Annotated in this window: 12 protein-coding genes and 1 tRNA gene; 9 read left to right on the forward strand and 4 right to left on the reverse strand. The window is 62.3% G+C overall.

All coding sequences use genetic code 11. The annotated features are described in order from the left end of the window. The first annotated feature begins 120 nt into the window (after positions 1-120). The 6 genes from AC0L2K_RS28160 (at position 121) to AC0L2K_RS28185 (ending at position 8,971) form a co-directional block, all read left to right on the forward strand. Entirely contained in the window at positions 121-1,998 is a 1,878-nt protein-coding gene (locus AC0L2K_RS28160; protein WP_287345321.1) for an extracellular solute-binding protein, read from the forward strand. Beyond that, the gene (locus AC0L2K_RS28165) at positions 1,998-3,884 is read left to right on the forward strand and encodes an extracellular solute-binding protein (RefSeq protein ID WP_473532926.1); all 1,887 of its coding nucleotides are present in this window, start codon (positions 1,998-2,000) and stop codon (positions 3,882-3,884) included. Before AC0L2K_RS28160 ends, AC0L2K_RS28165 begins: the two co-directional genes overlap by 1 nt. A 252-nt stretch (positions 3,885-4,136) precedes the next feature. Next, complete coding sequence (locus AC0L2K_RS28170) at positions 4,137-5,231, forward strand: microcin C ABC transporter permease YejB (RefSeq protein WP_128174061.1); 1,095 nt, start codon at positions 4,137-4,139, stop codon at positions 5,229-5,231. Further along, entirely contained in the window at positions 5,231-6,370 is a 1,140-nt protein-coding gene (locus AC0L2K_RS28175; protein ID WP_473480056.1) for an ABC transporter permease, read from the forward strand. Before AC0L2K_RS28170 ends, AC0L2K_RS28175 begins: the two co-directional genes overlap by 1 nt. Continuing rightward, a complete protein-coding gene (locus AC0L2K_RS28180; RefSeq protein WP_473532927.1) occupies positions 6,367-7,998 on the forward strand; it encodes an ABC transporter ATP-binding protein in 1,632 nt (543 codons plus the stop codon). Before AC0L2K_RS28175 ends, AC0L2K_RS28180 begins: the two co-directional genes overlap by 4 nt. Positions 7,999-8,029: 31 nt before the next feature. After that, a complete protein-coding gene (locus AC0L2K_RS28185; RefSeq protein WP_023802069.1) occupies positions 8,030-8,971 on the forward strand; it encodes a 2-hydroxyacid dehydrogenase in 942 nt (313 codons plus the stop codon). Here the strand turns inward: AC0L2K_RS28185 and AC0L2K_RS28190 are convergent. Then, on the reverse strand, positions 8,968-9,300 hold the full coding sequence (locus AC0L2K_RS28190; protein ID WP_473532928.1) for a hypothetical protein: 333 nt from the start codon (positions 9,298-9,300) through the stop codon (positions 8,968-8,970). The genes AC0L2K_RS28185 and AC0L2K_RS28190 overlap by 4 nt on opposite strands. Before the next feature lie 216 nt (positions 9,301-9,516). Between AC0L2K_RS28190 and AC0L2K_RS28195 the strand changes: the two genes are divergently transcribed. Continuing rightward, positions 9,517-10,527, forward strand: a complete 1,011-nt coding sequence (locus tag AC0L2K_RS28195) for a ligase-associated DNA damage response exonuclease (protein WP_128174065.1) — start codon at positions 9,517-9,519, stop codon at positions 10,525-10,527. Between the two features lie 76 nt (positions 10,528-10,603). Beyond that, positions 10,604-12,205: a cisplatin damage response ATP-dependent DNA ligase gene (locus tag AC0L2K_RS28200; protein WP_128174066.1), complete on the forward strand. Its 1,602-nt coding sequence runs from the start codon at positions 10,604-10,606 to the stop codon at positions 12,203-12,205. A gap of 106 nt (positions 12,206-12,311) precedes the next feature. On the opposite strand, the gene AC0L2K_RS28205 is transcribed toward AC0L2K_RS28200, so the two are convergent. Continuing rightward, entirely contained in the window at positions 12,312-13,550 is a 1,239-nt protein-coding gene (locus tag AC0L2K_RS28205; protein WP_473524831.1) for a hypothetical protein, read from the reverse strand. Between the two features lie 340 nt (positions 13,551-13,890). Between AC0L2K_RS28205 and AC0L2K_RS28210 the strand changes: the two genes are divergently transcribed. Continuing rightward, positions 13,891-13,966 (forward strand) — tRNA-Thr (locus AC0L2K_RS28210). Positions 13,967-15,094: 1,128 nt separating this feature from the next. On the opposite strand, the gene AC0L2K_RS28215 is transcribed toward AC0L2K_RS28210, so the two are convergent. After that, the gene (locus AC0L2K_RS28215; protein ID WP_473532929.1) at positions 15,095-15,571 is read right to left on the reverse strand and encodes a hypothetical protein; all 477 of its coding nucleotides are present in this window, start codon (positions 15,569-15,571) and stop codon (positions 15,095-15,097) included. After that, the gene (locus AC0L2K_RS28220) at positions 15,568-16,332 is read right to left on the reverse strand and encodes a hypothetical protein (RefSeq protein WP_287068215.1); all 765 of its coding nucleotides are present in this window, start codon (positions 16,330-16,332) and stop codon (positions 15,568-15,570) included. Before AC0L2K_RS28220 ends, AC0L2K_RS28215 begins: the two co-directional genes overlap by 4 nt. Positions 16,333-16,337 lie beyond the last annotated feature (5 nt).

Raw genomic sequence — 16,337 nt, forward strand, 5'->3', positions numbered from 1 at the left:
CAGCCCGGCTTTTTCAATGGGAAAAGCGCATGTACGGCGACAAAGCCGGCCTGTCGCGGTTTTCATGAGCGTCAAATGAACTAGATTGTCCGCTAGCAGCTATCGCACAGAGGAGAAGGCATGACGGTTGGCCGAACGTTTCTCAGATCGATGCTGGTTGTGGCGGCTTTCGCCGGCGGCCTGCAGGCAGCCTTGGCGGACGAATGGCGCACCACCTCGTCGCTGATCGGCGACTCCAAATATGGCGACAACTTCCAGCACTATGATTACGTCAATCCGAACGCGCCGAAGGGCGGCTCGCTGAATTCGGTGGTGCTTGGCACGTTCGACAGCTTCAATCCCTATATCGTCCAGGGTTCCGCCGCGGCTGGATTCGCCCCGTTCGGCGGCGGATTGCTCTACGACACGCTGATGGAGCAGGCAACCGACGAAGGCAGCGTCAGCCATCCGCTGATCGCCGACGCCTACAAACATCCGGACGACTATTCGTCGGCAACATACCGCCTCGACCCGCGGGCCAAGTGGCATGACGGCAAGCCGATCACCACCGACGATGTAATCTGGTCGTTTCAGGTGCTGAAGGCCAACAGCCCGATGTACAGCCGCTATTTCGAGAATGTCACCGATGCGGTCGCGGTTTCCGACCGCGAGGTAGAATTCCATTTCGACCAGAAGGGCAACCGGGAGTTGCCCAAGATTCTCGGCGATCTCGTCGTGCTGCCGAAGCATTGGTGGGAAGGTACCGACGCCACCGGCAAGAAACGCGACATCACCAGGCCGACGCAGGATCCGCCGCTCGGCTCGGCCGCCTACAAGATCGCCAGCTTCAAGCCGGGCTCTGAAATCATCTGGCAGAGGGTTCCGGACTACTGGGCTGCCAAACTGCCGGTGAAGATCGGCCGCGAGAATTTCGACAGGCAACGTTTCAGCTACTTTCTCGACGACAATGCCGCCTGGCAAGCCTTCACCAAGGGCGGACTGCATGACATCAGGCCAGAAAACAGTTCGAGGCGCTGGAACACCGCCTATAATTTCCCGGCGGTCCAGGCCGGCGACGTTATCAAGCAGGAATTCAAGACCGCCTCACCCGAACCGATGCAGGCCTTCATGCTCAACACGAGGCGTCCGCTGTTTGGGGATCGTCTGGTGCGCGCCGCGCTGACTTACCCGCTCGACTTCGAGGCCATGAATCGTACCTTGTTCTTCGGTTCCAACACCCGTACCAGCAGTTACTTCCAAGGCACCGAACTGGCATCGAGCGGCCTGCCGCAAGGTAAGGAGTTGGAAATCCTCGAGCCATATCGCGACAAGCTGCCGCCCGAAGTCTTCACCAAGGAATTCAAGCTGCCGGTCTACGATTCGCCACAGGCCGAGCGTAAGTATCTCAAGACTGCGGTCGATCTCTTCGCCAAGGCGGGCTGGGTGATCAAGGGCGGCAAGATGGTCAATGCCACGACAGGCGAGCCTTTCAAGTTCGAAATCCTCGGCTGGAACGATACCGACCAGGTCCTTTCCAGTCCCTATATCGCCAATCTGCGCAAGATCGGCGTCGACGCCACGCTGCGGCTGATCGACCAGACCCAATATATCAACCGCCTCAACAATTTCGATTTCGACGTCACCATATCGCAGTTGGGGCAGTCGGATTCGCCTGGCAACGAGCAGCGTGACTTCTGGAGTTCCAAGTCCGCAGACACGCCTGGATCCCGCAACTACGCCGGGATCAAGAATCCGGTCGTCGATGCGCTGGTCGACCGCGTCATCTTTGCGACCGACCGTGACGATCTGGTTGCCGCCACCCATGCGCTCGACCGGGTGCTGCTGTGGAATTACTATGTCGTGCCGCAACACCATCGGTCGGTGGTCTGGATGGCCTACTGGAACAAGTTCGGCATCCCGGAAAAGCAACCGGCCTATAGCGGCGTCGACCAGAATTCCTGGTGGATCGATGCGGACAAGGAAAAGGCGCTGGCGGCAAAATACAAGAGTGGCAATTGATGGCGGCGCTCCCCCGCCGCGTCTCGCTGGCCCGCCGCGACTTTCTGGCCTTGGGCGTCGCGGCCACGACGGCAGCGCTGTTGCCCGGCCGCGCCTTCGCCGCCATCCCGACGGGGGTCAAGCTGCATGGTCTGTCGGCCTTCGGCGACCTCAAATATTCCCCAGGTTTCACGCATTTCGACTATGTCAACCCGGACGCGCCCAAGGGCGGCCAGATGAATTTCGCACCGCCGAACTCCACCTTCAATCAGAGCTTCCTGACCTTCAACACGCTGAATTCGCTGGTGTTGAGAGGGGAATCGCCGCCGCGCACCGAACTCTGTTTCGATTCGCTGATGGCTAGCGCACTCGATGAGCCGGATGCGGTCTATGGCCGGCTTGCCGAGTCGGTTACCTTGTCGCAGGACCGCAATGGCTTCCGCTTCAGCCTGCGACCGCAAGCACGCTTCCACGACGGCTCGCCAATGACCGCGGAGGACGTCGCCTTCGCATTGAAGCTTTACAAGGACAAGGGCCATCCAAACCTCTCCCAGGCGTTGCGGCATATGACGGAAGCGGTTGCGGCCGATCCGGTTACCGTGGACCTCACCTTCAACGGCAAACAATCCGCGCAGAATATCCTTGCGATCATCGCCATGCCGGTCGTGTCCAAAGCCTTTTATACGGTCAATGATTTCGATGCCTCGACGATGACACCGCCGCTCGGCTCCGGACCTTACAAGATAGGGCGCGTGGCGGCCGGACAGACCGTCGAATATGAGCGCGTCGCCGACTATTGGGGCAGGGATCTGGCCGTGAACCGCGGCGTCTATAATTTCGACCGCATCCGCATCGATTTTTACATCAATCGCCAGGCAGCGTTTGAAGCCCTGAAGAAGGGGGACACGCATTTTCGCGAGGAATTTACCTCGCGGGTATGGGCGACCGGTTACGACTTTCCGGCACTGAAGGACGGCCGGGTCGTCAAACGCGAATTTCCCGGCGAGACAACACCATCCATGCAGGCTGTCGCGCTGAACCAGCGTCGTGCTCAATTCCGCGATGTGCGCGTCAGACGCGCGATCGCCAATTGCTTCGATTTCGAATGGACCAAACGGGTTCTGTTTTACGGCGCCTACGAGCGCTCGCAATCGAATTTCGAGCGGTCGGATTACAAGGCCGAGGGCCTGCCCTCGCCCGAGGAATTGGCCCTGCTTGAGCCGTTTCGAGCCGAGTTGCCGCCGGAAACTTTCGGCGAAGCGGTGATGCAGCCTGTCTCCGACGGTTCGGGCCACGACCGCAAGCTGCTGCGCGCAGCTTCGAGACTGCTTGCCGAAGCCGGCTGGAAGCCGGCGGGCAATTTCGTCGTCAATGAACAGGGCGAGCGACTGCGGGTGGAAATGCTGGCCGAGGACGACGGCATCGTTCGGCTTTTGTCGCCGTGGGCCGAGAACATGAAAACGATCGGCATCGACGCTTCGATCCGGCAGGTCGATTCGACGCAATATGAACAGCGGCAGAGCAATTTCGATTTCGATTTCACCCTGCTCGCCTGGTCGATCGGGGCGACGCCGACTGCCGACGGCCTGGAGATACTCTATGATTCGCGGATGGCGAAGACGCCGGGAATGCGCAACTATCCCGGCACGGAAAGCCGGGCCATCGATGCGCTGATCGAGGCAGCCGGCAGGGCGCAAAGCCGGATCGAACTGATCACGGCCCTCAAAGCACTCGACCGGGTCTTGCGCGCGCGGCTAGACTGGATTCCAACATATTATCTCGCGAATCACCGAGTCGCCTATTGGGACATGTTCGGCTTTCCCGAGCAGAAGCCTGATTTCGGCTTTCCGGTCGAGGCGCTGTGGTGGTTCGACAAGGACAAGGCGGCAAAGATTGGCAAAGGGTGAATTTCTTGCAGGCGTCGGCGCCGCCCCTCACCTGCCTGCCGGCATCCTCTCCCCGTTTAGTGACGGGGAGAGGGGTGCCTTCATCGATGATTTCGCCAATATCCAATGTTGCAGAACATGCGCCAAGGCTGCGGCCAGCTTCTTTCTCCCCGTCACTAAACGGAGAGAAATGTCCGGCAGGACAATGAGGGGCGGCGCTGGCGTCGATAATTGGTCTGAGGCGGTGCTCCTCCTCAAGGAGGACAACGCCTGATGGGCGCCTATATCCTGCGCCGCATCCTGCTGATGATCCCGACCCTGTTCGGCATCATGGCGGTGTCGTTCGCCGTCATCCAGTTCGCGCCGGGCGGGCCGGTGGAGCAGGTCATCGCCCGGCTGACCAACCAGGGCGGCAGCGATCGCCTTGGTGGCGGCGGTGGTGACGCCGGCGCCAGCAATTTCGACGTGGCTGGCGAAGCCGGTTCGAGATATCGCGGCGCGCAAGGGCTCGACCCCGAGTTCATCGCCAAGCTGGAAAAGCAGTTCGGCTTCGACAAGCCACCGCTCGAGCGCTTCGGCATGATGCTGTGGAACTACATCCGGTTCGATTTCGGCGACAGCTATTTCCGCGACATCTCGGTGATCGATCTGATCCTGGAGAAGATGCCGGTGTCGATCTCGATCGGGCTGTGGATCACGCTGCTGTCATACCTGATCTCGATCCCGCTCGGCATCCGCAAGGCAGTCAAGGATGGCTCGGCATTCGACGTATGGACCAGCGGCGTCGTCATTGTCGGCTACGCCATCCCGGGCTTCCTGTTCGGCATCCTGCTGATGGTGCTGTTTGCCGGCGGATCGTTCTACGACTGGTTTCCGCTGCGCGGCATCACCTCCGACAATTGGGACCAGCTGTCCTGGCCGGCGAAGATCGTCGACTATCTCTGGCACATGACCTTGCCGCTGACGGCGCTGGTGCTGTCGGCCTTCGCCACCACGACGCTGCTGACCAAGAATTCGTTCCTCGAGGAAATCCGCAAGCAGTATGTGGTGACCGCGCGCGCCAAGGGCCTGTCGGAACGGAAGGTTCTCTACGGCCACGTCTTCCGCAACGCCATGCTGATCGTCGTCGCCGGCTTTCCCGGCGCCTTCATCTCGGCCTTCTTCACCGGCTCGCTGCTGATCGAGAACATCTTTTCGCTCGATGGCCTCGGCCTGCTCGGTTTCAGGTCGGTGGTCGAGCGCGACTATCCGGTGGTGTTCGCCAATCTCTACATCTTCTCGCTGCTTGGCCTGATCGTCGGGCTGCTGTCCGACCTGATCTATACCTGGGTCGACCCGCGCATCGACTTCGAGCGGAGGGACGTCTGATGGCCGGGGCCGCAGCCGAAACGGCGCCGGAGCGGATCGCACGACCCTGGCTGTCGCCGCTCAACCAGCGGCGGCTGCAGAATTTCAAGGCCAACCGGCGCGGCTACTGGTCGTTGTGGATATTCCTCGTGCTTTTCGTGCTGTCGCTGTTTTCCGAATGGATCGCCAACGACAAGCCGGTCCTCGTCTCCTACAAGGGCGAAATCCTGTTTCCGGTCGTGGTCGCTTATCCCGAGGAGAAGTTCGGCGGCTTTTATGCGGTCACCGACTACCGCGACCCGGTCATCCAGGACGAGATCAATGCCCATGGCTGGATGATCTGGCCACCGGTCCGCTACTCGTACCGGACCGTCAACAACGCCATCCCGGAGGCGGCGCCGACCAAGCCGTCCTGGCTCTATGACGTCCAGACACGTTGCAACCAGTATCCGCAAGGTGCCGCCGACCCCAATTGCGTCATCGGCAACTGGAACTGGCTGGGCACCGACGACCAGGCCCGCGACGTGCTGGCGCGCGTCGTCTACGGATTCAGGGTCTCGGTGCTGTTCGGCCTTATCCTCACCGCCGGCTCGGCGGTGATCGGCGTGACGGCCGGCGCATTGCAGGGTTATTTCGGCGGCTGGACCGACCTTCTGTTCCAGCGCTTCATAGAAATCTGGTCGGCGATCCCGGTGCTTTATCTGCTCCTCATCGTCGCCGCCATCCTGCCGCCCGGCTTCTTCATCCTGCTCGGGCTGATGCTGCTGTTCTCCTGGGTGGCGCTGGTCGGCGTGGTGCGGGCCGAGTTCCTGCGCGCCCGCAACTTCGAATATGTCAACGCCGCGCGCGCGCTGGGCGTACCCAACGGTACTATCATGTTCCGGCATCTGTTGCCCAACGCCATGGTGGCGACGCTGACCTTCCTGCCCTTCCTGCTCAGCGGCTCGATCTCGACGCTGACCTCGCTCGACTACCTTGGCTTCGGCCTGCCGCCCGGCTCGGCCTCGCTGGGCGAGCTCCTCAAGCAGGCGCAGCGCAACCTCAACGCGCCATGGCTGGGCATTTCCGGCTTCGTCGTCATCTCGCTGATGCTGTCGCTGCTGGTCTTCGTCGGCGAAGCGACCCGCGACGCCTTCGATCCGCGCAAGACGTTCAGATGAGCGAAGCCCCTCTCCTTTCGGTGCGCGACCTCAGTGTCGCCTTCGCGCAGGAAGGCCGCCAGTCGATGGCCGTCGACCACATCTCCTTCGACATCGCCAAGGGTGAGACGGTGGCGCTGGTCGGCGAATCCGGCTCCGGCAAGTCGGTCTCGGCGCTGTCGGTGCTGAAACTGCTGCCCTATCCCGCCGCCAGCCATCCGTCGGGAAAGATCCTGTTCCAGGGCGCCGACCTGCTCGCTGCCGACGAGAAGGCATTGCGCCGCGTGCGCGGCAACAAGATCACCATGATCTTCCAGGAGCCGATGACCTCGCTCAACCCGCTGCACACGATCGAGCAGCAGATCGTCGAGGTGCTGACGCTGCACCAGGGGCTAGGCGACCGCCAGGCCAAGGCGCGCACGCTGGAGCTGCTCAACGAGGTCGGCATCCGCGAGCCGGAGAAGCGGCTCGACGCTTATCCGCACCAGCTTTCCGGCGGCCAGCGCCAGCGCGTCATGATCGCCATGGCGCTGGCCAACGAGCCGGAACTGCTGATCGCCGACGAGCCGACGACAGCGCTCGACGTCACCGTGCAGGCGCAGATCCTCGAGCTGCTGGCGGAGTTGAAGAGCCGCAAAGGCATGTCGATGCTGTTCATCACCCATGATCTCGGCATCGTCAGAAAGATCGCCGACCGGGTCTGCGTGATGACCAAGGGCAAGATCGTCGAGACCGGGCCGACGAAGGAAATTTTCGCCAAGCCGCAGCACAGCTATACGCGGCATCTGCTTGCCGCCGAACCGAAGGGCAAGCCGCCCGCCCCCAACGCTGCCGCCAAACCTGTGATGACGGGCCGGGACGTCAAGGTCTGGTTTCCTATCAAGAAAGGCTTCTTCCGGCGCATCGTCGACAATGTGAAGGCGGTCGACGGCATCGACGTCACCGTGCGCGCCGGCCAGACGCTCGGCGTCGTCGGCGAATCCGGCTCTGGCAAGACGACGCTCGGCCTGGCGCTGGCCAGGATGATCTCGTCGACCGGGACCATTCAGTTCAACGGGCGCGATATCAACGAACTGTCATTCAACGCCATGCGGCCGCTGCGGCGCGAGTTGCAGATCGTCTTCCAGGATCCGTTCGGGTCGTTGAGCCCGCGCATGTCGGTCTCCGAGATCATCGAGGAAGGGCTGAAGATCCACGAGCCGAAACTGTCGCCCGATGAGCGCGACAAGCGTATTGTCGATGTGCTCGGGGAAGTCGGGCTCGATCCCGCGACGCGCAATCGCTATCCGCACGAGTTTTCCGGCGGCCAGCGCCAACGCATCGCCATCGCCCGCGCCATGGTGCTCAACCCGCGCTTCGTCATGCTGGACGAGCCGACCTCGGCGCTCGACATGAGCGTGCAGGCGCAGGTGGTCGACCTTCTGCGCAGCCTGCAGGCGAAGCACGACCTCGCCTATCTGTTCATCAGCCACGATCTGAAGGTCATCCGTGCGCTTGCCAACGACGTCATCGTCATGCGCAATGGCAGGATCGTCGAGGCCGGCCCGTCCGAACAGATTTTCGAACGGCCGCAGACCGACTATACCAGGGCGCTGATCTCGGCCGCATTCAGGATCGAAACGGCGCCGGTCGGCATCGTCAGCGAGTAGGCTGTACCGCATAAAGGAAAAAGAACCCGCCATGGAAAAAGGCCGCGTCCTGCTTGCCCTCACCGGTATCCATCCAGGCCGTTGGCGCGAACTCTTATCGACCGAACGCGAGGTGGCGCTCGAGCCGGAAGGCGCCAGCGATCCTTCAATCACCTATGCGGTGGTTTGGAAGCAGCGGCCGAACCTTCTGTCGTCCCTGCCCAATCTGCGCGTTGTCTTTTCGATCGGCGCCGGCGTCGACCACATTTTCGCCGATCCCACCTTGCCCGACGTGCCGATCGTCAAGGTCGTGGCCGACAATTTGACCCACTACATGACTGAATATGTCGTCTGGCGGGTGCTCGATCACCATCGCCAGGGCATGCTCTACCGGTCGCAGCAGCAAAAGAAGATCTGGCACGAGCCGCCGCAGCGGCCCGCCGGCGACATCTCCGTCGGCATCATGGGGCTCGGCACGCTTGGCCGCGCGGCAGCGTCGGTGCTTTTGTCGCTCGGCTTTGCGGTCAATGGCTGGTCGCGCAGCGAGCGGCCGATGGACGGCGTTGCAACCTATGCGGGTGAGGCCGGATTGATCCCCTTCCTCAACGCCACCGACATTCTGGTGGTGCTTTTGCCACTCACTGCGCAGACGCATGGCATCATCAACTATGGCGTGCTGAAGGAGTTGAGGAAACGCAACGGCCTAGGCGGCTCGGTGCTGATCAATGCCGGGCGCGGCAAGTTGCAGAAGGACGCCGACATTCTGCGTGCGCTGGAGGACGGCACACTCAAGGAAGCAAGCCTCGACGTGTTCGAGGTCGAGCCGCTGCCGAAGACCAGCCGGCTATGGAGCCACCCAAAGGTCTTCGTGACGCCGCATGCGGCGGCGACCTCTGATCCCGTGCATCTGGTGCCGATCATGCTGCGCCAGATGGCCGCCTTCGAGCGCGGCGAGAAGCTCGAGAACGTCGTCGATCGCAACGCCGGGTATTAACCCGGCTTGCCGCATTCGCGGCGGGCGATCGACCGGTTCATGGCGTCGATCCGGCCGCTTGCCTGTTCGACGTCGCGCTGGGCCTTGGAACGGGCGTCCGGCGTGAACGGGCCGAGGCCCACCCCGGGATCGGAGAAGGACGGCTTGGCATCCGGCGGAAGGCGGTATTGCTGCGCCAGCCGGTTTCGTTGCGCCAGCAATTGATCGCAAGGCACGCTGTCATATTGCAGCGAGGACTCGACATTCGCGTCCTGTCGCTCGGCAATCGAGGTGCCGACGCAACCGGCTATTGCCAGGCAAGATGCAAAGACCACCAAGTTCCAGCGCATGCAACGTCCTCCGTGTCAGTGCCCTGCCCTTTCGGGCACGCGAATCGGACTTTTTCGCAGCCGCCGCCACGTGTGGCGCAGGTGAACGAAAAGGGTCGCCGGACAAGGCCTGATGCGATTTCGTGATGGAGATCCCGCCGGCAGTTGCCTGTATGCCGAGTCAGCAGTCACTTGCAACAGGCTTCCCGCGCCGGAATTAGCAACTATCTTGGAGCCATGCGCGCCAGCGACCTGCTTCACCCTCGGCCCGAGGGCCTTTATTGCCCGCCCGGCGATTTCTTCATCGATCCGGTGCGGCCGGTCAGCCGGGCGCTGATCACACACGGCCATTCCGACCATGCCCGTTCCGGCCACCGCTCGGTGCTGGCTACACAACAGACGCTGGACATCATGCGGCTGCGCTACGGCGAGGGTTTTGCCGGGACGACGCAAGCGGCAGCACTTGGCGAGGCGATTGCGCTGAACGGCGTCACCGTAACCTTCCATCCGGCCGGCCATGTGCTGGGCTCGGCGCAGATCGAGGTCGTGCATCAGGGCTCATGCATCGTCGCTTCGGGCGACTACAAGCGCCAGAGGGACGCGACTTGCGAGCCGTTCGAACCGGTCAAGTGCGACGTGTTCATCACCGAGGCGACTTTCGGCCTGCCGGTGTTCCGTCATCCGCCCGATACCGAAGAGATCGCCCGCCTGCTGAAATCGACGGCGCAGTTTCCCGAACGCGCGCATCTGGTCGGCGCCTATGCGCTCGGCAAGGCGCAGCGCGTCATGCGCTTGCTGCGCGACGCCGGCTACGACAGGCCGATCTATATCCACGGCGCGCTGGCCAAGCTCAGCGACTACTATCAGAGCCAGGGCATCGAGCTCGGGACGCTGGAGCCGGCGACCGTCGAAGGCAGTGGCAAGGAGGATTTCACCGGCGCCATCGTCGTCGGCCCGCCATCGGCGTTCGCCGACCGCTGGGCGCGGCGCTTTCCCGATCCGATCTCGTGCTTTGCCTCCGGCTGGATGCGCATCCGCCAGCGCGCCAAGCAGGGCGGCGTCGAGCTGCCGCTGATCGTTTCCGACCATGCCGACTGGGACGAACTGACCGCCACGATAAGGGAAACCGGCGCGGAGGAAATCTGGGTGACGCATGGCCGCGAGGAGGCCCTGGTGCGCTGGTGCGAACTCGAAGGCATCGCTGCCAGGCCGCTGCATCTCGTCGGCTATGAGGATGAGGGCGATTGATGGTGGTCACGGCCGATATAGCGCTTCACGGCGGCGCGACAGAACGCAAGGCTGGCCCATTGGCGCGGCCCGCATTATGAACCGCTTCGCCGAACTCCTCGACCGCCTCGTGCTGACGCCGTCGCGCAACGGCAAGCTGAAGCTGTTGAGCGATTATTTCCGCAGGGTCGAGGATCCGGATCGCGGTCTGGCGCTGGCTGCCATCACCGGCGACCTGACCATCGCGGCGGTCAAGCCGGCGATGCTGCGCGCGCTGGTCATGGAGCGCATGGACCCGGTGCTGTTCGGCTATTCCTACGACTATGTCGGCGACCTGGCGGAGACGGTGTCGCTGGTCTGGCCGCAATCGCCGGCGGATATCGCCAACCATGAGCCGACGCTCGCCGAGGTCGTCGCGAAATTGCAGGCGGCGAGCCGTTCCGATGGGCCGAAGGTGCTGGCCCGGCTGCTCGACAGCGCCAGCATCTCGGCGCGCTTCGCCATCATCAAGCTGGTCACCGGCGGCCTGCGCATCGGCGTTTCGGCGCGGCTGGCCAAGCAGGCGCTGGCCGATCTCGGCAAGGTCGACGTCGCCGAGATCGAAGAACTCTGGCATGGGCTGACACCGCCCTATGCCGAGCTGTTCGCGTGGTTGGAAGGCAACGCGGAAAAACCCAAAAAGACAGCGCTGGCGCTGTTCCGGCCGGTGATGCTGTCCAACCCGATCGGTGACGGCGACCTCGAAAAGCTCGACCCGGCCGACTATGCCGCCGAGTGGAAGTGGGACGGTATCCGCGTCCAGGCGGTATCGGAAGGCGGCATTCGCCGGCTCTATTCGCGCACTGGCGACGATGTTTCCGGGGCTTTTCCTGACCTCGCAGAGGCGATGGATTTCTCCGCCACCCTCGACGGCGAGCTTCTGGTCGGCGATCCCCGGCAGGCGACCGGCACGTTCTCGGACCTGCAGCAACGGCTGAACCGCAAGAGCGTGACACCGAAGATCCAGCGGCAATACCCGGCCTTCATGCGCTGCTACGACGTGCTTCAGATCGGTGACGAGGACTTGCGCACCCGCGCTTTCCGCGAGCGGCGCGGCCACCTCGAAGGCTTCGTGCAGACGCTCGATCCGAGCCGCTTCGATCTCTCGCCGCTGGTCGAATTCAACGACTGGCAGGCGCTGGAGGAATTGCGCCGCAAGCCGCTGCATCCGGTGATCGAAGGCGTGATGCTGAAGCGCTGGGATTCGCCCTATCTCACTGGCCGGCCGAAAGGCCCATGGTTCAAATGGAAGCGCGATCCGCACACAATCGACGCCGTGCTGATGTATGCCCAGCGCGGCCATGGCAAGCGTTCGAGTTTCTATTCCGATTACACGTTCGGCGTCTGGTCCGGCCCGGAAGGATCGGAGGAACTGGTGCCGGTGGGGAAAGCCTATTTCGGCTTCACCGACGAGGAACTGAGGCAGATCGACAAATATGTCCGCGACAACACGATCGAGCGCTTCGGCCCGGTCCGCTCGGTGCGGGCCGACCGAAGACAAGGCCTAGTGCTGGAGGTGGCGTTCGAAGGGCTTAACCGCTCGACACGGCACAAATCCGGTGTCGCCATGCGCTTTCCGCGCATTTCACGGCTGCGCTGGGACAAGCCGGCGGCCGAAGCCGACCGCATCGAGACGCTGCAGGCGCTGCTCGATAGTTAGAGCGACGTGCGTCCAATTGGACGCACAAAGTACGCTCTAACAGTTATAATGTCCGCATCGTGCTTTCCGAAAATCGATTCCGATTTTCGGGCCGATGCGTTGAGGCTCAAGGAACAATCGCGACGCGGATCTCGTAGATGTCGACCGACTTGCCCTGCTTGTCGAAGTCGGAATTGATGGCGATGGTGCCGGCAGCGCCCGGACGCTTGTCGGGAAACCGCACATCGAAGAGGTATTCGTTGCGCTCGTGGCCGACCGCGTAGCGCTTGCGGCCGCAGTCGCCGAGTTCGCCGAAATTGCAGTCGACGGAGATCTGCGTCTCCTGGCCCTCCTCGGAGCGGGCGACGATGTCGAACGTGGCGTGCTTGCCGGCGAGTTTGTCCAAGACCCCTTGCTCGACGTCGAAGCTGATCGCCGAACCGGAGGCGCCCGACCGGATGCGCAGGAAAGAACCGCTGTCGTCCTGCATGACTTCGGCCTTGGCGTCCGAAGGCGCGCTGACAAGCGTCGGGTCGCTCGGTGAAAACACATTGATCCAGTCGCGCGCCTCATTCGCCTCGCCGGAGTTCAGCGGCGGGGCGGTGTCGCCTGGCGGCGTGAAATCATCGTCTTCCACCGTCGGTGGCGTTTGCGGCGGGGCGGTGTCGAGTTCGGCCGCCGACTTGAAGACGCCGGTCTGGGCAGCGAAATAGAGGCCGATGCCGGCGGCTGCGAGCAGCGTCACGCCGAGGAAAATCGCGGTGAGAGGCAGGTGGGGACCTCTCACCCGCCTGTCGTCGCGGTCGGGCATCACCTCTGCGTCGCCGTCTCCTGCCGATTGGGGGGACGACAAGTCGATCTCCGGCGCATCGGGAAAAGCCGCTTCGGGCATGATGTCGGGAACGATCGGCAAAACGCGCGAGCGTGGCGCATCGGAAGCAGGGGGCGCGTCCGAAACAGGAGGCGCGACCGATGCAGGAGACTCCGCCGGACCGTCAACAATGACCTCAGGCGGCGGCGCCGGTTCAGCGTCGGCGCCGGCATCCGGTTCGGCATCGGCCTCGGGTTCGGCATCGGCATCGGCTTCGCTGCCAGCCGGCTGCTCCACAGCCGGTGCTGCAGCGTCGTCATCGGTCGGCCGGCCGACAGCGGGAACCGCCGGCAGGAATTCGGATTCGATTTCGGTTATCTTGGCCTGCACCGCCTTGCGGCGCTTGATGGCGACTTCCACCGTCACGTTCGGGTTGGCCTGCAGGGCGCGATCAAGCGCGGCGAAGGCCGATCGGTAGACCCGCTCGCGAAACGCGCGGTCTTCGGCATTGCCTTTCTCGAAGGCATTCCGGATCGCTTTTTCGATCGCGTCCAACGGGGACCCCTCTGCACGTACGGTCATGTTGTCATGATCGTTAGCCGCAGGCGACCGATCAATCAACGGGCCAGCGGCCGCATTCTGCCTTGGCGATGCATCCAAAGCCGATTTCGGCGGTTTTCGGTAAAGGAATCAACATTTTTCGCCGGTTTCCCGATGCAGCGCCAACGCGACGTCGCACAACCTGGCGTTGAGGCTTCGCGCAACCGCATGGCCAACCGGTGCGGCGGTCGCTTATAGGCCCGGGATGAGCCGACACGAATTGCCAAGTCCCATCTTGAATTTGTGGCGGGTTGCGTCTATCACCCAGCGCATCTTGGAGGCCTTGGCTTCCCGGGCCGCTTTAGCTCAGTTGGTAGAGCACATCATTCGTAATGATGGGGTCAGGTGTTCGAGTCACCTAAGCGGCACCAGTTTTCTCTTCGCAAAATCCATTGCTTAGTTGATGGCCGGTTTTGCCCGCATCCGCGAAAATCATCCGGGGCACCGCAGGGGCACCCCCAGACGCATTTTCAGCCCCGAAATAATATTTTTGCTCCAGGCCCTGACTTTCGGGCAGACTTGCGGAAAGTCCAGATCCTTTCGCGCGCGATGTGACATCACCAAAACCTTGGCCAAAGCGACGGACAGCGAGCCCCTGGTCGACCAGACCTTGCGGGGCGGCTCGCGACTGCGGATTTCTGTCCAGCAGCCACCTACTCACCATCTATTTTAGACACCCTGACAGTTTCCATGAGGCGGTCAGACGACGCTGGCCAGCTTCGACATTTGGGGCGAGGCAAAGTCTGGCCGACTGCTCGAATGAAATTCAGGCTGCGGCGTGCACGGCAGGGAAACGGGAGTGATGGGTTGCCCATGGAAAGCAAAACTGGGAGCGGATTTTTCCAATGTTTTCCCCGGTGTGGGAATTCCCACAGCCGAGCCTGGTCCGACTGGCATATCCTTGTTGCAACATCCAGGCCTGCGCAGAAGCCATAAGGTGTCCCGCGATGGGTCAATAAGTCTGGCACGGCAGTTGCATGGTCAGGTATGGGGGAATGGGGCGGAGGCCCGTCGCTTCGCAAATGTAGCGGCGGGTCTTCTGCATAGAGGTCGCGTCCCAGTCTACGCGCTGCCGTCCGTTTCGCTTTCCTCGTCTATCGCCCGGACCGGCAGTAAGCAGCTGTAGGTATCGGCGAAGTCGAGATCGAGGAAGACAGGGAGTGTCTACGAAGTGGTCCTCGATGCGCTGCGGCCAAGCGACCTATTAACCGGAAACCTGTTAACTAAATTGGCCTAAGCCATTGGCTCTTATAAAGCTTTTTGAACTAACTCCCCCTCGGGAGCATGCGCGAAATTACATCCCGAATAGGGGGTAATGGCCGCGATTACCACGCTATAGCAACGGGCCGTTCTGATAGCGGTGCAGGTGGCGAATTTTTGCAACGGCCCTACGGGAAACACTCTAAAGGTTCAAAAGCCTAAGATTTGGCCGCTATCCCGCTAAATGAAAAGCCCGCCACCGTGAGGCAGCGGCGGGCTTAGGCAGTTTTTGCCGGGGTTCAGTGATGGTCGCCCAACCCGCGTTTTCTACGGGGTTGCTTCGTAATCGGATGCGCTGCAAGAAACGCCTCGTCCGCCGCGATGAGCTTGGCGACTTCATCCGCACTGATCGGCAGGTATCGGTCCTTTGCGGCTTCTCGTTTCCATTGGACGGCCAGGAGATCGGGCGCTGGAACTCGGATTTGATCGGCCACAGCCTGCCGGCTCCTGTCGACGCTGATCATCCGTTTGTCACAATACGCGCTAGATCGATCCTCGTCCTCTAGGACGTACATCGCGTGAATGCTTTTCTCTTGCCAGTAAGCCGTTTCCGCTCTTGCCAGGCTGGTGACAGCATCAGCCTTGCGCCAAGGTAGGCAGCGCGCCTGACGCATGAGCTGATTGTGGTGCATGTCGATGAGGACGGCATCGGGCAGCGGATCAAGGCACTGCTGCACGAATGCAGCCAGCGCCTTTGTCTTGACGCCGGCGCTCATGCTGATGCGTCCCCTGCGGAAGCCAACTGGAGAACCGACGCCGCCAGCTGCGCTGCCCAAAGTTCGGCTTCGAAGGGATATTTGCGCGCAATCGCCTTGTTGAAGGTGGCGACCGCCTGCGCCTTGATCAGCATCCCCTCCATGGTCGTTCCCGGCTGCTCCATGATAGCGGTCACCAGATCTGAAAGTGACTTCTTCGCAGCCGCCGCCCTCGCCTTCGCCAGTTCAATTCCGGAAGCCTTTCGGAGGCGGGCGGTTTCGGCGTGATACGCCTTGCCGAGTTTCAGTTCGTGCTTGCGGCGAACGAGCCAGTCCGCCCGCCTGGCTCGCATACCCTCACTCGCGTTCTTTCGCAGCGGGCGGTCCCAACCCAGTATGGCCGTGAGGTTTTCGACATCGCGGACACAGCGGGCTTGCTCTTCCCCCGGACGCTTCAGAAGCCGTCCCACGATGTCGCGCTCCGCGTCCGTATAGCTCCCACGAGCTAACGTGATTTCGTCGGGGGCAAGCGGCCAGCGGTGTTTCCATTCCGCGGCGATCCATTCGATTTCTTCGAGCGCCGCGCGATATTCGGCCGCGGCTTCCGGCAGTCGATTGCCGAGTCGGACCAGTTCCGGGTTTTCGACAGATGCGCAGCCAGCGGCAGACGCCGCAGTGATGGCGGCGGCAGCGGTTGAAGCAGCCGCGAGCCCGAGTAGCATGCGGCGGCGATTGATCGCGGGCAAACCTTCGGCGGCTGCCCGAACATTGGTGTTCGGCATTGTCA

Source organism: Mesorhizobium sp. WSM4817 (genome assembly GCF_055811135.1).